The organism is Microvirgula curvata (assembly GCF_054781615.1).
Window position 1 is genome coordinate 147,231 of sequence record NZ_BAAGUB010000013.1, and the last position, 18,098, is coordinate 165,328.

Annotated in this window: 20 protein-coding genes and 1 pseudogene; 9 read left to right on the top strand and 12 right to left on the bottom strand. The window is 61.3% G+C overall.

The genetic code is table 11. The features are described from left to right. Window positions 1–306: 306 nt before the first annotated feature. Window positions 307–603 (bottom strand): hypothetical protein, encoded by a 297-nt coding sequence (locus ACYVG8_RS07870; protein ID WP_156952517.1) that lies wholly within the window; start codon window positions 601–603, stop codon window positions 307–309. 182 nt (window positions 604–785) lie between these two features. On the opposite strand from ACYVG8_RS07870, the gene ACYVG8_RS07875 reads away from it, so the two are divergent. After that, on the top strand, window positions 786–1,043 hold the full coding sequence (locus ACYVG8_RS07875; RefSeq protein ID WP_028499166.1) for a hypothetical protein: 258 nt from the start codon (window positions 786–788) through the stop codon (window positions 1,041–1,043). Continuing rightward, window positions 1,040–1,252 carry a CsbD family protein gene (locus tag ACYVG8_RS07880; RefSeq protein ID WP_028499167.1) on the top strand — a complete coding sequence of 71 codons (213 nt, stop codon included), beginning with the start codon at window positions 1,040–1,042 and terminating at the stop codon, window positions 1,250–1,252. Before ACYVG8_RS07875 ends, ACYVG8_RS07880 begins: the two co-directional genes overlap by 4 nt. Before the next feature lie 86 nt (window positions 1,253–1,338). Here the strand turns inward: ACYVG8_RS07880 and ACYVG8_RS07885 are convergent, their stop codons facing one another. Together ACYVG8_RS07885 and ACYVG8_RS07890 are read right to left on the bottom strand one after the other, a co-directional pair. Continuing rightward, window positions 1,339–2,067 carry a Crp/Fnr family transcriptional regulator gene (locus ACYVG8_RS07885; protein ID WP_028499168.1) on the bottom strand — a complete coding sequence of 243 codons (729 nt, stop codon included), beginning with the start codon at window positions 2,065–2,067 and terminating at the stop codon, window positions 1,339–1,341. 96 nt (window positions 2,068–2,163) lie between these two features. Next, entirely contained in the window at window positions 2,164–2,715 is a 552-nt protein-coding gene (locus ACYVG8_RS07890) for a DUF1003 domain-containing protein (protein ID WP_199489811.1), read from the bottom strand. Between the two features lie 125 nt (window positions 2,716–2,840). On the opposite strand from ACYVG8_RS07890, the gene ACYVG8_RS07895 reads away from it, so the two are divergent. Both ACYVG8_RS07895 and rlmF read left to right on the top strand, forming a co-directional pair. Further along, a complete protein-coding gene (locus tag ACYVG8_RS07895) occupies window positions 2,841–3,413 on the top strand; it encodes a GNAT family N-acetyltransferase (protein WP_460745324.1) in 573 nt (190 codons plus the stop codon). Window positions 3,414–3,421: 8 nt separating this feature from the next. Next, window positions 3,422–4,393: a 23S rRNA (adenine(1618)-N(6))-methyltransferase RlmF gene (rlmF, locus tag ACYVG8_RS07900; protein WP_028499171.1), complete on the top strand. Its 972-nt coding sequence runs from the start codon at window positions 3,422–3,424 to the stop codon at window positions 4,391–4,393. Window positions 4,394–4,400: 7 nt separating this feature from the next. Here the strand turns inward: rlmF and ACYVG8_RS07905 are convergent, their stop codons facing one another. From ACYVG8_RS07905 to ACYVG8_RS07915, 3 genes and pseudogenes are all read right to left on the bottom strand, one after another. After that, window positions 4,401–5,660: a Y-family DNA polymerase gene (locus ACYVG8_RS07905; protein WP_107889845.1), complete on the bottom strand. Its 1,260-nt coding sequence runs from the start codon at window positions 5,658–5,660 to the stop codon at window positions 4,401–4,403. Between the two features lie 2 nt (window positions 5,661–5,662). Next, a complete protein-coding gene (locus ACYVG8_RS07910) occupies window positions 5,663–6,283 on the bottom strand; it encodes a LexA family protein (protein WP_028499173.1) in 621 nt (206 codons plus the stop codon). Between the two features lie 244 nt (window positions 6,284–6,527). Next, window positions 6,528–8,141, bottom strand: a pseudogene (locus tag ACYVG8_RS07915) (methyl-accepting chemotaxis protein); the annotation flags it as partial. A 323-nt stretch (window positions 8,142–8,464) separates the two neighbouring features. Between ACYVG8_RS07915 and ACYVG8_RS07920 the strand changes: the two are divergent. After that, window positions 8,465–9,823 carry a phage tail protein gene (locus ACYVG8_RS07920; protein ID WP_460745325.1) on the top strand — a complete coding sequence of 453 codons (1,359 nt, stop codon included), beginning with the start codon at window positions 8,465–8,467 and terminating at the stop codon, window positions 9,821–9,823. Further along, window positions 9,823–10,347 carry a DUF4376 domain-containing protein gene (locus ACYVG8_RS07925; protein ID WP_460745326.1) on the top strand — a complete coding sequence of 175 codons (525 nt, stop codon included), beginning with the start codon at window positions 9,823–9,825 and terminating at the stop codon, window positions 10,345–10,347. The genes ACYVG8_RS07920 and ACYVG8_RS07925 overlap by 1 nt, the downstream gene beginning before the upstream one ends. 37 nt (window positions 10,348–10,384) lie before the next feature. Here ACYVG8_RS07925 and ACYVG8_RS07930 read toward each other — a convergent pair whose 3' ends face one another. Next, window positions 10,385–11,428, bottom strand: coding sequence for an HD-GYP domain-containing protein (locus ACYVG8_RS07930; RefSeq protein WP_460745327.1), 1,044 nt, complete (start codon window positions 11,426–11,428; stop codon window positions 10,385–10,387). A gap of 173 nt (window positions 11,429–11,601) precedes the next feature. Between ACYVG8_RS07930 and ACYVG8_RS07935 the strand changes: the two genes are divergently transcribed. Further along, window positions 11,602–12,168 (top strand): hypothetical protein, encoded by a 567-nt coding sequence (locus ACYVG8_RS07935; protein ID WP_460745328.1) that lies wholly within the window; start codon window positions 11,602–11,604, stop codon window positions 12,166–12,168. On the opposite strand, the gene ACYVG8_RS07940 is transcribed toward ACYVG8_RS07935, so the two are convergent. Continuing rightward, window positions 12,162–12,392 carry a hypothetical protein gene (locus ACYVG8_RS07940; RefSeq protein ID WP_146745059.1) on the bottom strand — a complete coding sequence of 77 codons (231 nt, stop codon included), beginning with the start codon at window positions 12,390–12,392 and terminating at the stop codon, window positions 12,162–12,164. The genes ACYVG8_RS07935 and ACYVG8_RS07940 overlap by 7 nt on opposite strands. A gap of 343 nt (window positions 12,393–12,735) precedes the next feature. Continuing rightward, window positions 12,736–13,122 carry a VOC family protein gene (locus tag ACYVG8_RS07945; protein WP_028499175.1) on the bottom strand — a complete coding sequence of 129 codons (387 nt, stop codon included), beginning with the start codon at window positions 13,120–13,122 and terminating at the stop codon, window positions 12,736–12,738. A gap of 164 nt (window positions 13,123–13,286) precedes the next feature. Here ACYVG8_RS07945 and ACYVG8_RS07950 point away from each other — a divergent pair, with 164 nt between their 5' ends. Both ACYVG8_RS07950 and ACYVG8_RS07955 read left to right on the top strand, forming a co-directional pair. Further along, window positions 13,287–13,724, top strand: a complete 438-nt coding sequence (locus ACYVG8_RS07950; protein ID WP_460745329.1) for a hypothetical protein — start codon at window positions 13,287–13,289, stop codon at window positions 13,722–13,724. A gap of 347 nt (window positions 13,725–14,071) precedes the next feature. Further along, a complete protein-coding gene (locus ACYVG8_RS07955) occupies window positions 14,072–15,256 on the top strand; it encodes a hypothetical protein (RefSeq protein ID WP_460745330.1) in 1,185 nt (394 codons plus the stop codon). Between the two features lie 244 nt (window positions 15,257–15,500). On the opposite strand, the gene ACYVG8_RS07960 is transcribed toward ACYVG8_RS07955, so the two are convergent. The 3 genes from ACYVG8_RS07960 to ACYVG8_RS07970 all read right to left on the bottom strand — a co-directional run bounded on the left by ACYVG8_RS07960 (window position 15,501) and on the right by ACYVG8_RS07970 (window position 17,752). Further along, the gene (locus tag ACYVG8_RS07960; protein WP_460745331.1) at window positions 15,501–15,731 is read right to left on the bottom strand and encodes a helix-turn-helix transcriptional regulator; all 231 of its coding nucleotides are present in this window, start codon (window positions 15,729–15,731) and stop codon (window positions 15,501–15,503) included. Between the two features lie 241 nt (window positions 15,732–15,972). Further along, window positions 15,973–16,815: a DNA adenine methylase gene (locus ACYVG8_RS07965; protein WP_460745332.1), complete on the bottom strand. Its 843-nt coding sequence runs from the start codon at window positions 16,813–16,815 to the stop codon at window positions 15,973–15,975. 667 nt (window positions 16,816–17,482) lie between these two features. Further along, on the bottom strand, window positions 17,483–17,752 hold the full coding sequence (locus ACYVG8_RS07970) for a hypothetical protein (RefSeq protein ID WP_460745333.1): 270 nt from the start codon (window positions 17,750–17,752) through the stop codon (window positions 17,483–17,485). Between the last annotated feature and the right edge of the window lie 346 nt (window positions 17,753–18,098).

Below are 18,098 nucleotides of genomic sequence, written 5' to 3' on the forward strand. Positions count from 1 at the left end.
GGTTGAATCGACGGCCCAGTCTCGTTATAGCGAGACGGGGCGAAACAAGGGGGGCAATCCCTTGTTTCTGCGAGAGAACGTGACCGGTTTGCTGACCAGTGGCGAGCCGGCTTTCCCTGACGCCCTGCCGGCCTGTTGCCTCATCGACGAGATGCAGCTTGCTGCGTGCGTACAGCATGCCCATTTTCACTCCCTGCCAGATATCAGGTCAGTGTGCTGGGGGACACTTCCCTGAACTGACAGGTTTGGGCTGCGGTCTGCCCGATGGCCCCGGTGCGTGGAGGGCGCTCGCCTGCGGCTCAACAATCAGCCCGGCGAGCGGGTCTGCTGGCCGGCATGGTCGTGCAGGAAGCGGGCAATCTGCGCCTTGAGCTCGGCGGCATCGCTGGCCTGGTCGCGGACCGCATACTGGAACAGTGCGCGCTGCACGGCGGTCGGCAGTTCGCGCCATAGGCCGACCACGGCGACACCAAGGCATTCAAGAAGACGGCGTTCGTTTTGTGCCAGCCCCTCGGCGTCGTAGCCCGCGGTCTGTGCCAGGAACTGTGCGCCACCCTCGTCGTTCCAGCAGTCAAGGGCTTCGTTCATCTCTTGTCTTGCCATGGGGCTCTCCCGGGCAGGGTTGGGCTTTCAGCCTAGCCCATCGCCGGCGCCGGGGCAGGGCGCACCCTCACCCGGTTTGCATAAGCGCGCCGGCGCACCGACACCTGCTTCCGGGATGTTCATATTCGTCCATACCGGCAGTTCGCAATTTCGCGGGTGACGGAATTCACGCAGAGGCCATCATGGAAAAGTCCAGCAATCAAAGCACGAACAACGGTATCGACAAAACCGCAGCCCCGGCCCACAAGCCGGGCACCCAGCCCTTCACCAAGCCGGGCCAGAGCGCCAGCCCGCAAACCGGAAACGGTCATGCCCCGACCCCGGTGACGCCGGTCAGCCCGACGCCGGCACCGGCTCCGGTCAAGGAAGCCGGCTCCCCGCCGCACGCTGCAGCCAAGGACGGTAATGTTGCCGCAACGCCGGAGCGCAAATCCACATGAGCCAACCCTATGCCGGCGATATCAAGAGCAAGTGGGAGCAACATGTCGGCACTGCCCGGACGACCTGGGACAAGCTGACCGAAGACGAGTTGCGGAAGTCCGACGGCCACGAGCAGAAGCTGGTGGGCCTGGTGCAGGAACGTTACGCGATCTCGCGTGACGAGGCAGACAAGCAGGTCAAGGGTTTTCTGGAAAAGTGCAAGGCCTGATCAGGCTTGATAACCCCCGACATTTCTGAGTTCTGACAAATGGCGGGCGACCCGGGCATAACCCGGGTCAAATTTTGCCTGCGAAGTCAGTTCGCGGGACGTACCGGCACGTACGGCAGCAGGCGATCGGTTTCCTTCTTGACCACGGCATAGCATTCACAGCACAGCTGTTCGATGCCGGGCCGGTCCAGTACCGTGATCCGCCCGCGGCTGTATTCGATCAGGCCAAGCTTCTGCAGCTTGCCGGCCGCCTCGGTCACGCCTTCGCGGCGGACGCCAAGCATGTTGGCGATCAGCTCCTGGGTCATGACCAGCTCATTGCCCTGCAGCCGGTCAAGTGACAGCAGCAGCCAGCGGCACAATTGCTGGTCGATCGAATGATGGCGGTTGCACACGGCCGTCTGCGCCATCTGCGTGATCAGCGACTGGGTATAGCGCAGCATCAGCAGCAGCATTTCACCATGACGGTTGAACTCGTCCTTGAGTCGCTGCCCCGGCAGCCGGAACGCATGGCCGGCGCTCTGCACGATGGCGCGGCTCGGCGTGCTCTCGCCGCCCATGAATACGGCCACGCCGATCAGCCCTTCGTTGCCGACTACCGAGATTTCGGCCGACGCGCCACTTTCCATTACATACAGCAGCGACACGATGGCATTGGTCGGAAAATACACATGGCGCAGGGTATCTCCGGATTCGTACAGCACCTTGCCCAGCGGCATCGGCATCGGCTCGAGATAGGGGAACAGGCGCTCGCGGACTTCGGCTGGCAGGGCAGCCAGCAGGTGATTCTGCAGGGGTGATGGCGTATCGGGCATGCCAGACGCCTTTCCTTTGATGGCTGAGCCCCGGAACGGGGCGGAAACCGCGCGCATACTATGACACACTGCCGGCACGGCGGGGGCAGGGCACGCTTACGGCTTGTCGCCCTTGCGCATGAACTCGGCATGCATCTCGACCGTCAGTGTCTCTATGCGTTCTGTCAGCTGCTTGGTCAGAGTGGTCAACCGGGTGTTCTGCTCCAGCAGGGCCATCAGCTGCGCTGCATTCTGTGCGGCGATCGCCAGGCGCTGTTCATTGGCTACCGCCAGCGCCTCGCGGTGCTGGGCATCGGCTTCGGCATGCGCCTTGTCCCGTGCCGCCTGCCGGGTCTGCGCCAGCAGGATCAGCGGCGCGGCATAGGCGGCCTGCAGGCTGAATGCCAGGTTCAGCAGAATGAACGGGTAGGCGTCGAAACGGGTCAGACCGGCGGCATTGATGCCGATCCAGATTGCAACCACCAGGGTCTGTCCGAACAGAAAGACTGGCGTACCGAAGAAGCGGGCGAAGGCTTCCGCCCGGAGGGCGAAACGGTCGTTGCCGAAGGTCGGAGCGAGATGCGCGTGGGGGCGATGGAAACGCAGGTGGTCGACCGGTGGGTGATCGGCGGTTGCCGGTGGCGGGGTGGTGCTGGCGGGGGGCATCATGCCATTCCTGAAGGGGCTGTCATGCGTCAGCCTAGACCATGGCAGCGACAGGATGCCCGCCGACGGGTAGCATGTCGGCCCCCGACGGCACTGGCCCGACGGTCGTCACACAAAGGAGGCTGGACATGGTTGCCCTGATCGAACCCGAAACAGCGCGGCTGAAGCTGCGTCAGTGGCGAGCGACCGACCGTGGGCCATTTGCCGCGCTGAATGCGGACCCCCGGGTGATGGAATGTTTCCCCGCTCCGCTGGTGCGTGCGGCCAGCGATGCGATGGCCGATCGCTGCCAGACACTGATCGCCGAACGCGGATGGGGATTCTGGGCCGTGGAGGAGCGGGCCGGCGGGCGCTTTATCGGCTTTGTCGGCCTGAATATCCCGGCTGCCGACCTGCCGTTTTCGCCCTGCGTGGAAATTGGCTGGCGGCTGGCCCGGCCATTCTGGGGCCAGGGCCTGGCCACCGAGGCCGCCACCGCTGCGCTGCATGTCGGCTTCGAACATCTGGACCTGACCGGGATCGTGGCGTTTACCGCCATTGGCAACACCCGCTCGCGTGCGGTCATGACGCGTCTTGGCATGGAACCGTCGGCCGACACCTTCCTCCACCCGGCCGTGCCTGCCGACAGCCCGCTGCGCGAGCATTGCCTGTACCGGCTGTCGCGCGAGTCATGGCGCGCCGCCCCCCCCGTTACCCGTTAGGAGTTTTCATGCGCGCCAAGCCGCACCCTGCCGCGCCGGCCAGCCCGGTCGCCCGCCTGCACCCGCGCAACCGGCACCAGGGCCGTTATGACTTCCCGGCGCTGGTGGCGTCCAGTCCCGAACTGGCGGCTTTTGTCTCGCGCAATGCCCATGGCGACGAGTCGATCGACTTTGCCGATCCGGTTGCGGTCAAGGCACTGAATCGTGCCTTGCTGAAGCAGGTCTACGGGATCGGCAACTGGGATATCCCGCCCGGCTACCTGTGTCCGCCCATCCCCGGCCGCGCCGACTACCTGCACTGTCTGGCTGATCTGCTGGCGACCGACAACGGGGGGGAGATTCCGCGCGGACCGGCGGTGCGTGCGCTGGATATCGGCGTGGGAGCGAATTGCGTCTACCCGCTGATCGGCCATGCCGAGTATGGCTGGCGTTTTGTCGGCACGGATGTCGACCGGAGGGCGCTGACCTGTGCCCAGGCGATCATCGATGCCAATCCCGGGCTGGCGCAGGCGATCACACTGCGCCGCCAGCCGGCGGACGATGCCATGTTCGAGCATGTCGTGCAGGCCGGTGAGCGATTCGGACTGACGCTGTGCAATCCGCCATTCCATGCCTCCGAAGCCGACGCCAGCGCCGGTTCGCGGCGGAAATGGCAGAACCTCGGCAAGGCCGCGCGGGGCGGGCGGGCGCCGACGCTGAATTTCGGCGGGCAGCAGGCCGAGCTGTGGTATCCCGGCGGCGAGGAAGCCTTTGTCGGCCGCATGATCGCCGAGAGTGCGCATATCCCCGGGCACTGCCTGTGGTTCAGCAGTCTGATTTCCCGCTCGGCCAGCCTGCCCGCGGTGTATCGCGCTCTCAGGCAGGCCGGCGTGTACGACAGCCGCACCATCACCATGGCACAGGGGCAGAAGCAGAGCCGGCTGGTGGCGTGGACCTATCTCGACCCGGCGCAGCGGGCCGCGTGGTGGCGACGCGGGTAAGCATCCGTCAGCGCACCACCAGCAACTCATCCCAGCGTGTCGTATAGCGTGGCGAGCGCCACTGCTGGCGCATGTGCCACTGCTCGCTGGCCTGTTCGGCGGCCAGCCGCAGCGTGTCGCGGCCGAACTGGCGGTTGACGGCATCCAGTGCCGCCATCAGCCGGGCGCGGCGCGGGTCCGGCGGGGCGAGCAGCAGGTCCTGCTGCTGTACCGTGCGCGGGCCGAGGTCCATCAGGACCACCCCGGCTTTCTGGTAGAGCGGTCCATCGCGCCAGATGGTGCGCAGCGCGCGCGCCGCCGCATCGGCCAGGGTCAGGGTGTCGTCACTCGGATAGATCAGCGGCATGACGCGCCAGCCATGACAGGGCGCGTCACGAAACGGGCTGCTCCGGATCGACACGCCGATCGACCCGGCCACCGAGCCCTGCCGGCGCAATTTCTCGGCGGCGCGGGCCACGTGGTGGGACACGCTGGCGTGAACGGCGGTGTAGTCGTTGAGCGGACGGGCGAACGAGCGGCTGCTGATGATCTGCTGCCGGGGCGGCGCCACGTCTTCCATGTCCAGACAGGACACGCCGCCAAGTTCGGCGACAATGCGTTCGACCACGACATTGAACGCGCGCTTGATCCGGTGCGGGTCGGCGCGGGCCAGATCGAGCGCGGAGTGGATGCCCATGTCGGCCAGTCGCGTGCCGAGATGGCGGCCGACGCCCCAGATCCGGCGTGCTTCGATACCGGCCAGCAGTCGTTCGCGCTCGGCGGTGCCGGCCCAGTCCCAATCGAATACGCCGTCCCATTCGGGCCGGCTCTTGGCAATATGGTTGGCCAGCTTGGCCAGGGTCTTGCTGGCACCGACGCCGACGCAGGTCGGAATGCCGATGCGGCGCCAGACATCGCTGCGCAGGCGGCGGGTCAGCACATCCCGGTCCGGGAGGCCGCTCAGGTCGAGAAAGCATTCGTCGATCGAGTACACGTCCTGCGCCGGCACGTGTTCGGCGAGGATGGCCATCATGCGCCGGCTCATGTCGCCATAGAGTGCATAGTTGCTGGAGAACACTTCGACGCCATGCCGGCGGCACAGTCCGGCCACCTCGAAATACGGCACGAAGCCCTTGATGCCCAGCGCGCGGGCCTCGGCCGAGCGGGCGACCACGCAGCCATCGTTGTTCGACAGCACCACGATCGGCCGTCCGGCCAGGTCGGGCCGGAACACGCGCTCGCAGCTGGCGTAGAAGGTGTTGCCGTCGACCAGCGCAAAAGTGGTCATGCTCAGAACTTGCGCAGCGACCCGGTCACGACGCCCCAGATCACCATTTCCTGGTCATAGGTCGGCACGATGTCGGGGTAGGCGGGATTTTCGGCACGGAGGACCGGACGGCCCCGGTCCATCTGCAGGCGCTTGACGGTGAATTCGCCCTCGACCGACGCGACAACAATGTCGCCGCTGGAGGGCGAGCGGCCCTTGTCGACCACCAGTACGTCGTTGTTGAAGATATGGGCACCGGTCATCGAGTCGCCATTGGCGCGGACCATGAAGGTCGACGGGGCGTCGTCGACCATGTAACTGTTCAGGTCGAGCACGACATCGACGTAATCATCGGCCGGAGACGGAAAACCGGCGCGCACGCCGGAGCCGAACAGCGGTACGCCGATGCGCGGGGCATCGGCGGCCGGCAGCATGACCGTGCCGGGATAGCGCCGGGCCAGTTCGGCCGGCGAAGGCGTTCTGGCCAGACGCCGTGCCTGGCGCTGGATGACGAAGTCGATGACCGCTTCCTTGTCCGCCACCGGTATGCGGGTCTGCGTCAGCGGTTCGGACGTATCGATGCGGCCGCTGCCGGCCGGGCGGCCGGCGCCGTCGCGCTTGCCGCCGTGCGTGGGGTGTGTCATGTGGGACTCCTGATCGTTGTGTTGATTATTGCATCAATAATCAAATCGTGGAGCAGGAAATGACTGCCGGCGTCGGTGGGCGAGCCGTTACCCGTTTAACCGCGCTGTCACAAGCGCTGGCTATGATGCCCCCATCCACTGAACGGATGACTTGCGCGGGGCTGAGTCCGAAATGCCCTGCACCAATTCCCGCCGGCCCCGGACACTGCAGTGTCCGGGGCCGGCCTCGTTGCGGGACAGGGGGTCACACCTGGAACCGGGCGATGGTGCCCAGCATCTTCTGCGCCTGCAGATCCAGACTCTCCGCTGTGGCGGAGTTGCTCTGCGAGCTGGAATGGCTCTGCTCCGCCATCTGCGCCACGCGTTCGATCTGCTGGGCGATGCTGGTGCTGGCGCGCGACTGCTCGCGCATGGCATGCGAGATGTCGGCAATCTGGTCAACGGCTCCACCCGTGCGTTCCAGAATGCGCTGCATGGCCTGCGTGGCCTGACCGGCCGACTGCATGCCGCTTTCGACCTGCTCGACCACGCCCTGCATCGAGACCATGGTCTGGCTGGCGTCCTGCTGCATCGACGAGACGGTGCCGGTGATTTCCTGTGTCGATTGCGCGGTGCGCTCGGCCAGCTTGCGCACCTCGTCGGCGACCACGGCGAAGCCACGGCCGGTTTCGCCGGCCCGCGCCGCCTCGATGGCGGCATTCAGCGCCAGCAGGTTGGTCTGGTCGGCAATATCCTTGATCACGTCGACCACGGCGCCGATCGACGACGTCTTTTCCTTCAGCTGTTCGACCTGGGTTGCGGCGCGCTTTACGCTGTCCGAGGTCCGGCGAATCATGTCGATGGTGTCGTTGATGACGGCGGCGCCGGCCGTGGCCTCCTCGCCGGCCGCCCGGCCACTCTGGTCGGCCTGCTCGGAACGATCGGCCACGTGGTTGACGCTGACCGTCATCTGTTCGACGGCTGCCGACATATTGGCGGTCGATTCGCTGACCTGCTCGACCGCCAGCGACATCTGTTTCGAGGATTCCGAGACTTCGGTGGCATGGCCGCCGACGGCTTCGCCGATCTGCTTCAGCTCGACAAAGCTGGATTGCAGCATTTCCAGCAACTGGTTGAAGCGCCGGGCAATCACGGCAATTTCGTCCCGGCCTCCCTCATCGACCCGCTGTGTCAGGTTCCGGTTGCTGGTGATGCCGCCGATGCCCTGATCCAGCCGCGTCAGCGAGCGGCGCACACTCAGCAGCACCCACAGGCTCGAGCCGCCGACGATGACCAGCAGGGTCAGGTCCAGCCCGACCAGGATCCACTTGGTGCGCTCCGCGGTTTTCAGGGCACTGGAACCGGTTTCGTCGCCGAGCCGGTTATTGAAGGCGACCATCTTGTCCATTTGCTCGATGGCCAGGTTCGACGCCGGCAGATTGACGTCCCTGACGTATTTCTGCGCCTCGATATTGCCTTCCGGCGTATTGAGATTGGACAGTGCCAGGAAGCCGGGGACCAGCGCCTTCCACTTGTCGACCGCAGCAATGGTGTCCGCGGCAAGGCGGCGGTCTTCATCGTTCGATATCAGCGCGGTCTTGTAATTGGCCAGCCCCTGCCGGGTTTGCTCCAGCGCGTCCTCCATTGCCGTCTGGGTGACACGCTTCTCCTCCGCCGTCGTCGCTGCCGCGTGCATCAGCGTCTGCCGGCGTGCTTCGATGAACAGGGCCTTGACCTTGCCGACCATGATGATCGACGGGATGGTGTTCCCGGTGACGTCGGCGACCTTGTCCTTGATCACGTCGAGCTGGGTGTTCAGCGTAAACAGCATGGCCAGCAGCCCGATCAGGCTGACCAGGGCCATGCCGTACAACTTGGTCGAAATTTTCATGCCTGACACCTTCCACAGAACAAGTTGGGACTGGAATCGATGTGCCGCCCGGGGGGCTCCGCAGGCCGGACACGCCTCTGCAGCATAGTGCATGGGTTTTTTTCATGCTTTTTCGTATCTGGATGACATGACGGGCGGTCGCCGGAAAGCCTGCCGGGCAGGCTGTTCACCCGGCCCATGACTGCAGCCGCCTGCGTCGCCGAAGTGGAAAACCACTGAAATCCCGCCCATGGCTGCGAGGGACGAGCAATAGCAGACTTCTGTCACGGAACCACTTGTTCACTGACAGGAGAATGACCATGCACCCCCCCATGTCCACGATCGACACCCCGGACGGCCTGTTTCACGACGGTAACCCCGCGACCGGCGAAGCGGGCACCCTCGTGACGGCCACTCACCTGAATGCCGTGCAGTCGAGCATCCTCGACCTGCAGGCCGAAGCGGTTGCCATGCTGGCTGCTGCCGGCCTGCAACCGGAGCCGGCACGGAAGGATCAGTGGCTGCAAGCCCTGACCGCCCTGTTCCTGAGCCGGGATGGCAAGGCGCGTGACAGCGCTGCGCTGGATGGTCACCCGGCATCGTACTTTGCGAAAGCCGGCGAGCAGTCCGGTGGCCTGCCGCTTCTGTTTCCGCTGTGGTGCCCGAACCGCGCCACCATCCCTGCCGGTTATGCGCCGGCGGACGGGCAGTGGCTGTCGCGCGGACTGTACCCGGATGCGTGGACGGCCATCTCGGCCGGCAATGTGCCCATCACCAGTGAAGCCGCATGGCTGTCGGCCGCAAGCGAGCGTGGCAAGTACACGGCCGGGGATGGAGCGAGCACGTTCCGGTTGCCGGATTACAACGGCAAGTCGGCGGGGAGCCCCGGGGCGGTGTTTCTGCGGGGGGATGGAGCCAGTAGTGCCGGCATAGCCGGGGTGATTCAGACCGATGAGATTAGGGCTCATGACCATCCGGTCAATGCTGCGGCTGGCTCTGTTACCACTCGGATCGGGCTGTTGAATCAGGCTGGTGGTGCTGGTGCGCTCGGGGGAGGATCTCGGACATATGAGGCTGGTGGAGCTGAAACCCGCCCTCTCAACGTCACCGGCTGCTGGGTCATCAAACTGTTTGGTGCGGCGGTCAATCCCGGTGCGGCCGATGCCGCACAACTGGCGACCGAGGTTGCGGTGCTGCGTGCGAGCAAGGCCGAGCGCCAGGACGTGCTGGGGGCCGGCTACCTGCTGGTTCGCGATGAAAAGGCGAAAGGCACTGATGGTGGTGCCTCGACCGGCGGCGCCACGGTGACGCGCACCCTGAACACCGTGGTTGCCAACACGATTCCTGGCGCGGGATTGAGCAACAACCAGATCACGCTGCCGGCAGGGATCTATCGCATCAATGCCTGGGCGCAGGCAGGGAATGTCAACTGCCATCGGGCCTCGTTCTACAACGTGACCGACAGCGCGCTGGCCATTCAGGGGATGGGGCTCAATGCAACGGGCAGCATCACGGGCGATGCCATCAGCACCATCAGTCATTTGCTCGGGCGGATCACGCTGCCTGGCCCCCGGAGCTTTGAATTGCGGCATTACACCGAGCTGACACTTGCAGGTACCGGGTTGGGGACGGCCGTGGGCAATGGTGGTTCGGAAATTTATGTGTCGGTTGAAATCATCAAGGAGCTGTAATGCAATACGCATTTTTTGATCTGAATGGCCGGGTGGCAGAAGCCCATAATGACGACACGGTTGGCACGCTGCCGGATGGGGCATTCGAGCTGGATGCGGATCAGTGGCGGCGACGATTCGATCTGCGGCTGGCCGGTGGGCAATTGATCGATGATCCGCTCCGGCCTGTCCTGCCGCCGATCGAAGCCTTGCAGGCCCGTGCTTCAGCCCTGCTGTCGGTGTGGGAACAGAGGGAGCGCGATGCGGGCATCGATCATGCCGGGCAGCACTGGCTGACCACGGCCGATGCGCTGCAGGACTTGCGCGATGTGCTGCTGGCCGGGGCTGTGCCTGGCGGGGTATGGGTGACTGCTGCCCGGCAGGCCGTCCCCATGACGCTCGCGGAGCTGCAGATGCTGTGGCAGGCAATCACTGCACGCGTGGCGTTGGTCAGGCAGCAGCGGCTGGCCATGGAAAGGGAAGTCGCAGAGATGGATGCAGAACAGCTGGCGGCATTTTCGCCAGTGCGGGATCACGACCAGTAAGGCGGAGGGAGGTGCGAAGCTCTTGGTTCGTTGCCTCCTAATACCCCCACGCCCGGGCCAGATCGGTAAACCGGTCGTCCCTGGCGCGCAGTTCGGCCACTTCGGCCACCTCGTAGCCGGGTTCCAGGCAGCTGCGTTCGGTAAATGACCCGTCCCGGTCGAGCCAGGCAACGTACGGATGCGAGATATGCTCGCTTCGTCGCACCACGATGGCCAGTTGCCTGTTGGCCAGCCGGACAAACATCCCCGGCGGATAGAACCCCAGCGTCTTGATCAGCGCCGCGTTCAGCCGCGCGTCGTCAGGATCGTCGCACTGGAAGAACAGCTCGCGCAGCACATGGTCGGTGGACATGGCCCGCCGTGCTCCGCGGGGACTGAGCTTTGCCATCACTTCGTCCACCAGTTGCAACTGGTGCGCCAGCGGCTCGACCTCGTTGCCGCGCAGATGGAACGGATAACCGGTGCCATCCGGCCGTTCATGCTGTTGCTGGACCAGCGCATGCCAGTCGTCGTCGTCGACCCCCATTTCCGACAGCCAGGCGCTGGACAGCAGCGGGTGCAGGTGCAGCTCCCGCTGCTGTCCGCTGCTCAGCGGTACTGACTGACTGCCGAGTGCATCCTGGAAGGCCCATATCGCCACATTCATGCTCAGGGCGGCACACAGCAGCGTCTGATGCTGCTGGTCGTCCCATGGTACCAGCGGGCGCAGCGCCGCCAGTACCGTGGCGGTCTGCAGGGCGCGTGCTGCCGTGTAGGGCTTGAGCGGCAGCTGCATGGCCGCAGCCAGGCAGGCATCGGTCGACCGGGTGACCCAGTTGTCCAGTGCCAGCGCGATATTGCGGATCTGGGCCGTGAAATTTTCGGCAAAGGGTGCGCACCGGTACAACCCGGCCAGGCGGTGTGCCGCGCTGTCGAACCAGATGAACGGGTTTCCCGCATCCAGCCCGGCCAGGCGCGGCATCGGGCCGATCGCTGCCGTGCGCAGTGCCTGCAACTGTGCCTGCGGCAGGGCATAGCGGTTCGAGCCGGATTCGACGATCCGATTCTGGGTAAACAGGTCGCTGGCTAATGTCGAGGGCATCTGCGGTGGGCCCAGTGATCGGTGGATGAGCAAGTGTAGAGGAATGCGTGGCGCCTTTGGTGAAGAATCTGGCCGGCATGACTGCTGTACGGCAAGTCAATTGGTCAATTGAGCAGGATTAAAATGCATATTCATATGCAATACCATGCAAAGCGGATATTAAAAAGTAGAAAATGAAAAAATATTATATTGCTGCCGTTTTCGGCAGCATTTCAATGCTCGTTTCTGGCTGTCAGTCGGCAAACATGCGCCCGGGTGAGCATGTCAAACTGGAAGATCTCTCAGATGCCGGGATTGTGGTGGTGGGGATGAATTCCCCGTTGCCCAGCCGTTGGGGCAAATGGGCTTATTCTGATGGAAAAGTGAATTCGATTGTTGGGAGCGCGTTCTTTTTCACGACCAATGTCAGCCCGCCAAGTAATGGCTTTATTGTAATGAAGGTTGGCAGCACGTCGGCAGGAACGCGATTTGGACCGAGTGTTTTCAGTTATGTGGGCAACAAATATTTCAAGTACTGTTCAGGCATGAGACTGCCTTCGCTGGAAGTGAAGGCAGGGGAAGTAATCTATGGCGGAAATATCAATGCCAACATGAAGGGAGAGTCGCTGTTCCTGAATTACGATTATGACTTTGACGCAGCCAGAAAATTCATCACGCAATACTACCCTGACTTGTCAAGCAAATTGCAGGAAAAGCGCTTCAGCCTGTACCGGATTGGCAGCCTGCCAAACTGCTATTGATCTTGATGCCACGGTCGGGATTGTCCTGCTTGCCTCGCCGCCATCCTGGCAACATGAGCACGCAGCCGCTCCAGGATGCGCGGGCTGATATCTTCCCGCAGTGCAATCTGCTGCGAACAGGCCGGGCAGGTGATGCCTTCTTCGAGCAGGCGTTTCATCGTCATTTCCATTTTCGTGCCGCAGGTCGGGCAGGCGAAATTTGGTGTCGATGTCTCGGTTTTCATGACCTTCCCCGTTTATGGATGGCTTTTACCAGAACGGGAGCATAACGGCAGGGCAAGGTCGCGCCCATTCGTAGTTATACGGATGGCGTGAACTGATTCATGCGATTAATGATTTTGTCATAAATAGATATGACAAGTGCAAAGTCAGGCCGGGCAAAAGCGCCACCGCCCATCGGAGGGGCAGATGCCCGGGCTTTCCACCCGCTACCGTGGGATCTCAGCACCGGTAGCGCCGATCTCCTCTCAAATTGCGCTACCGGATTTTTTTGCCGGAATCCGCTGAAGGGCCGTTCATCCTCAAAACCCCCGTGCTGCATTCCGGCTGCGACAAAATCCGGCCGTGTTATATCGGGTCGTGACAGACGGCCTCGATATTGTGGCCATCCGGATCAAGAACGAATGCGCCGTAATAGTCCGGGTGGTAGTGGGGGCGCAAGCCGGGTGCCCCGTTGTCACGCCCACCCGCCGCAACGGCTGCCGCGTAAAAGTCATCGACTTCCGCTCGCGAACGGGCACGGAATGCAATGTGAACGGGCGGGGTGTTGGGCGTCCCCTGGCTGATCCAGAAATCGGGCTTCGGCGGTTCACCGAAACCTGCCACGTCAGTGTGACCCGTGACCGCGGCGGGCAGCTCGACAAGCAGTCGATAGCCAATGGTGGCCAGCGCGGCAGTGTAAAACGCCTTGCTGGTCTTGAAATCGCTGGAAACGATACCGGTGTGGTCGATCATGTTTTCTCCATCGGGTCAACGACAAGCGTTCAGGTGGGACGGGATGTCTGCGGCGGAGCATGCCTGACAGCGGCGAGACAGGTCAATGTCATATTGAATTGGTGGGCAGATGAGCTATCGTTAAATGACATTTGAATTCCTGTCTGAGAACCTGGACCAGAAAAATGCCCCAACTGCTTGTCAAACCAGGTCGTTATCTCATGGCGGCCGACCCCGTCTGTGGCACCAACGGACTGGCGCCGTGCATCGGCGTCGCAATCTATCATGGCAAATGGTTTATTGCGCACATCGAAAGCAGGGCAACCGTCAAGACCAGAAAAGACCCTGTGTGGGCACGGGTTGCCACTTGCACCAGGAATCGACTGCAGCAATTGCTTGGCCCCTGTGGGGCACAGAGTGTGCATGTCATTGGCAATTTCGGGGACTTCTCTTCAATAGCCATTCGCGATGGCATCGCAGCGTGGGTGAATGGAACCGTCGCCATTACTTGCGATGCCTGGGATGGTTTTGAAATAAACGCGAACGGCACATTCCGCAGTCTTACCTACGAGGAAAACAATACCGACGGTGACGGCGCGTTCAGCATCCCTGCCAATCTGTAATGACTGAAGCAGAGGCTTGTGTCAGTCACGCAAGGCGACGCAGGCCACATCGCCTGAAAATCGAATGAGAGCGGGGGGCTGGCACGGGTGGCGGATCGAAAGCAGGCATGTGGTGCCCTTGATTCGCATGTCTTTGAAATTCATGCCGTGACAATGCGTCAGCATTGTGCAGGTCCGTTGGCTGCAGACTGCCAGTAGCCGGGGTAGAACACTCTGCCAGCTGGGCCAGGGAGCAAAGGGTTATTGGTCGCATGGGCATCAATTTTTGCTGACATTGGGTACGTGTTTGTCATAATCTGGTGTCTTCACCATTGCGCAGAAGGGCATGCCCCGTGCTCCCCTGGATCATGAAGCTGAAACGTGTGGCGAGCGCCCTTGCCGCTACCCTGCCAGTGCTGTTGGCAGCAGGATGCGCAGCAGATGATGGCATGCGCATCGTGAAGACCGCGAAGATGGGAGGGTTCGCCGGGTATACGGTCAACGAGATCGTGGCCATGCCCGACCAGGGCTTCGTACTGGCCGGACAGCGCAGTCAGCGAGGCTGGGCCAGCAAGGTGGATGCCGATGGTCGCGAGCTGTGGCGCTATGTCGAGCCTGACTATGGCATCGACCGTCCCTATGGTCGTATTTCTGGCGCAGTCGCGGGCGAAAACGGCAGTGTCTGGCTTTGCGGAGCACCTATTTATCCCCCGACCAGGACAGAATTCCGACAACCTGCCGGCTTGACGCATATCGATGCATCCGGAAAGGTGCTTGCGGAGCTTCGTCTGACACCAGAGAGCTTGTCTGCCCCATTCAGATCGTTTTTTGCCCGCTGTGTGGACTGGAATGGTGGCATCGCCGTAGTCGGGGAAGTCAACATGGGCCAGCCTGCATCGAGGACAGGTCCATCGTATTACTGGATCCTGTTTATGGATAGACAAGGCCATAAGCAGTGGGAAAAGCTTGTGCCCTATCACCTTGACGATGCTGATATTTTTCTGCAGGCAGCTGTCACTAATGATGGTGGTCTGATGATTACGGCTATCTATCCGACAGAGAACCAAACAGAAGTGACCCATATTGAGCCCACGGGCAAAGTGATTGCCCAGCGCACTTGGTCAGGTCAATGGCGATGGGTTCATGCCCTGGACACTAGCGCTGCGTCACTCTGGATAAGTCGCCCCGGTGACTCAACCCTAAATACATTGAGAACAGCTAACAAGCAACTTGAGCCGGTCACTTTTAGGCCGCTAGATGTTGGCCATGAGAACCGTCGTGCCAATTTCATTTATGCGAATAACCATTCACTTTTGGCGTTCGGGGGGCGAAAATCTCTGTTTGGTTATCAGAAGCACGTATTGCGGCTGGATAAAAATGGCACCTACCAGGAATTGAGAATTGATAAACCAGAGGTGATCTGGCTTGATGCTGCCGTTCCGACCAAAACCCCAGGGGAATTTTTAGCTGCTGGGCAACTGAATGCAACTGTGTCCGATAACCGTGGCAGCGGTATTGGTCTGTTCTGGATTCAAACTCAATTTAAAAAATAGGGAATTTCATTACTGGCCACGTTTTGACCTTCCCCCTGCAGGCATGCCAGGCATACGTCATGCATGAACCTCGTCCAGCAGGCTCTAATGGAAGCCAGGCGCAAATGGCAGGCTGCGTGGCATATCAGAAGGTGAGAAAACAAAAAAGCCCTGAAAAATCAGGGCTTTTTCGCTGTGCTCTGGCGGAGGCGGTGAGATTCGAATGTGTGATGTAGTGTAATGATTTTAAAAATAATTCATTGCGCTAGCAGCGCGGCATACCATCACTCGTACCATCAAGATTTTTTTGGCCCTTGTTCGGGTAGGTCGCAACCGGGATGCTTGCGATCCACTGGTCAACCTCCGACTCGACCCATGCTACACGACGGCGGTCGCGGCGAGGAAGTGGAAAAGCCCCTTCCTTCATCCGTTTGTAGATGGTCACATTGCTCAGGCCGACCTTCTTCGTGACCTCTTTCATGCTGATCAGACGCATTGCGGTCCCTTCTTAAAAACAAGGCCGCCCGGGTGGGCGGCGTGGCGTTCGTTGTGCTGGCAGCAGGGGCAGGGTCGCCGCTGGTCCTCTCCGGTTCCACTGCAGTACCAGCACGGTTCTTCGTCTGTGCCATGTGGCGGCGTGTTGATGATGGTCTGGCTTCCTCTGCTGTCCTGCGGCGCGGCAGGTTCCTCATCGAGGGCGATTACCTGGTGGTAGTGACCGTAGTCGTGGCATTGGGTCATGTGGTGCATTCCTCGAAAAGTCCCTGCGCATGCAGTGCTCGGCTGCAGGCGGGGTTGAGCCAAACGGTTTCCGTGCGCGTGGCGCCGCCGCGACCGGCAGAGATTCGCGAGCTGGTGCTGTGGGTTTCCCAACTGGCCAGCATCTCGTCGTAGATGGGGTGGGCATAGCCGCTGACGACAACCATCCCGGTCAGATCGAGAATGCCGGCCAGCAGCGTTTGGTGATCGGCGTTCGTCATTTCGTGCCGGTAGTAGCGGTTTCCGCCAGTGGAACGGGTGTCGAGCACATAAGGCGGATCAACGTAGTGCAGGGTGTCTGGCGTGTCGTGGTCCCGCATGCAGTCGAGTGCATCCCGGTTCTCAATCAGCACGCCAGCCAGGCGCGAGCCGATGGTGCTCAGCCCGTCCGGGTAACTCGCCCACAATTGCTGGGCTGTGGCGTATTTGCGCTGGCAATCGAGGCGAAATCCGGTTTTGCCACGCGTGGCGCCGGCCGACCCGAATCCCATCGTGGCGCGGATGCAGGTGCGACGTGCGCGCTCAACCGGGTCTGTGCTGTCCTCATAGGCCAGATCAAATTCGGCGCGTGCGTAGGGCGTCAACACCAGTTGTTCCAGCAGCAACTGGCGTTGCTCCGGGGATCGCAGTACACGGAACAGGTTGACGATGTCACCGTCGAGGTCGTTGTAAACCTCGCCATGGCTGCGTGGCTTCTGGATCAGCACACCGGCGGCACCGCCGAACGGCTCGACGTAGATCTGATGAGGCGGGAAGAATTCAAGAATCCACGGCGCCAGGCGGAACTTGCCGCCGTGGTAGCGCAGGACGGGTCGGTTCATGCAATGACCTCCATATGTTCAGCCGGCACCCAGCCGCACGCCGGGAGCGTGCCGGGTGTCAGCGGGGTGTCGAAAACGACGAACCCGCCATCGGGGGCGGGTTCGGGGTGGAAAGCTGTGGATCTGTTGTGATAGAGTCTTTATGCAAATGTCAATAGTAGGTATGCGACGGCTGTTGGTCAGAAGTCCCCCATTAAAATGCCAGCAATCTAGCTATTGGTTGTCACGTAAATCTACCGAGCAGTGTTTGAATGCATTCTGAATTTGTCGCTACGTTTGGCCTTTTTTGCTCTGCTTTCGGGAAAATTAATTGGGTTTTTTAATGAAGATATTATTTGTTTTATGCGTAGCAGTTATACTAACAGCCTGTGCCACTTCGGGGGTGCTGAGAGAGAAGGGCGCGGTTGCAAAATTTAAAAGCACCAAAAATCAAAGTACCGTAGCCGCATGTATTCGAGAAACTTTTGAAGATAATTATCCCCGTAAATTCATCGATGTGTCCCAAAGAAACAGTGGTGCAACATCAATTAGCTATGGAGATCCGGGGTCACCAATTCGTCTAATCATCGTTGATGTATCAACAACAGGGGCAGGAACTGAATCTCGACTTTATGTGCAAGCCACATCTGGTGGCCAATGGATTAAGTTTGTTAGTGAGTGCCAGTAATTATCTCAACAGCCGCACCCAGTGCGGTCCGGGGCGGACCTTGTCTGCTGTAAGGATCATGCAACGGCTCGCTGCGTGGCCGTGGTCGGCGTGGCGTGGTAGATCGGCGCCTGCGCAGTGCATGCTGATGGCGTCCATGTCGTGGTTAATGGCGATGTCGACGTGCCGGCCGAGGGCCTGCTCGATTGCGGTGGACATGCCGCCGCCACCGGCAAACAGGTCGACGATGATTTCGTTGTCCATGCCGAGCAGGAATTGATCGCGGATCATGCAATAACCTCCATATGTTCAGCCGGCTCCCAGCCGCACGCCGGGAGCGTGCCGGGCGTCAGCGGGGTGTCGAAAACGACGAACCCGCCATCGGTGGCGGGTTCGGGGTGGGAAGCTGGTAATTCGTTGTGGTAGAGTGGGATATGCAAATGTCAAAAATAGGTATGCGATAGCTGCTGCCGGCCAGAAGCAGACGGTCCAATTACATCATCCGAGTTGCTTTTGGCAGAAACTTCATGCCACTACCAATTACTTTTCGTAATTATTGATCAGAGTTCGCTATAGTTCATATGTTGCGGTTTGATTTGCCTCCTCGTCTATGACTTGCCTCAGCATTGCTGAGTGT

Bases quoted from the DNA above. Each gene is read 5' to 3' on its own strand.
- ACYVG8_RS07870 (WP_156952517.1), bottom strand. From the start codon at position 603: ATGGCAAGACAAGAGATGAACGAAGCCCTTGACTGCTGGAACGACGAG.
- ACYVG8_RS07875 (WP_028499166.1), top strand. From the start codon at position 786: ATGGAAAAGTCCAGCAATCAAAGCACGAACAACGGTATCGACAAAACC.
- ACYVG8_RS07880 (WP_028499167.1), top strand. From the start codon at position 1,040: ATGAGCCAACCCTATGCCGGCGATATCAAGAGCAAGTGGGAGCAACAT.
- ACYVG8_RS07885 (WP_028499168.1), bottom strand. From the start codon at position 2,067: ATGCCCGATACGCCATCACCCCTGCAGAATCACCTGCTGGCTGCCCTG.
- ACYVG8_RS07890 (WP_199489811.1), bottom strand. From the start codon at position 2,715: ATGATGCCCCCCGCCAGCACCACCCCGCCACCGGCAACCGCCGATCAC.
- ACYVG8_RS07895 (WP_460745324.1), top strand. From the start codon at position 2,841: ATGGTTGCCCTGATCGAACCCGAAACAGCGCGGCTGAAGCTGCGTCAG.
- rlmF (WP_028499171.1), top strand. From the start codon at position 3,422: ATGCGCGCCAAGCCGCACCCTGCCGCGCCGGCCAGCCCGGTCGCCCGC.
- ACYVG8_RS07905 (WP_107889845.1), bottom strand. From the start codon at position 5,660: ATGACCACTTTTGCGCTGGTCGACGGCAACACCTTCTACGCCAGCTGC.
- ACYVG8_RS07910 (WP_028499173.1), bottom strand. From the start codon at position 6,283: ATGACACACCCCACGCACGGCGGCAAGCGCGACGGCGCCGGCCGCCCG.
- ACYVG8_RS07920 (WP_460745325.1), top strand. From the start codon at position 8,465: ATGTCCACGATCGACACCCCGGACGGCCTGTTTCACGACGGTAACCCC.
- ACYVG8_RS07925 (WP_460745326.1), top strand. From the start codon at position 9,823: ATGCAATACGCATTTTTTGATCTGAATGGCCGGGTGGCAGAAGCCCAT.
- ACYVG8_RS07930 (WP_460745327.1), bottom strand. From the start codon at position 11,428: ATGCCCTCGACATTAGCCAGCGACCTGTTTACCCAGAATCGGATCGTC.
- ACYVG8_RS07935 (WP_460745328.1), top strand. From the start codon at position 11,602: ATGAAAAAATATTATATTGCTGCCGTTTTCGGCAGCATTTCAATGCTC.
- ACYVG8_RS07940 (WP_146745059.1), bottom strand. From the start codon at position 12,392: ATGAAAACCGAGACATCGACACCAAATTTCGCCTGCCCGACCTGCGGC.
- ACYVG8_RS07945 (WP_028499175.1), bottom strand. From the start codon at position 13,122: ATGATCGACCACACCGGTATCGTTTCCAGCGATTTCAAGACCAGCAAG.
- ACYVG8_RS07950 (WP_460745329.1), top strand. From the start codon at position 13,287: ATGCCCCAACTGCTTGTCAAACCAGGTCGTTATCTCATGGCGGCCGAC.
- ACYVG8_RS07955 (WP_460745330.1), top strand. From the start codon at position 14,072: ATGAAGCTGAAACGTGTGGCGAGCGCCCTTGCCGCTACCCTGCCAGTG.
- ACYVG8_RS07960 (WP_460745331.1), bottom strand. From the start codon at position 15,731: ATGCGTCTGATCAGCATGAAAGAGGTCACGAAGAAGGTCGGCCTGAGC.
- ACYVG8_RS07965 (WP_460745332.1), bottom strand. From the start codon at position 16,815: ATGAACCGACCCGTCCTGCGCTACCACGGCGGCAAGTTCCGCCTGGCG.
- ACYVG8_RS07970 (WP_460745333.1), bottom strand. From the start codon at position 17,752: ATGATCCGCGATCAATTCCTGCTCGGCATGGACAACGAAATCATCGTC.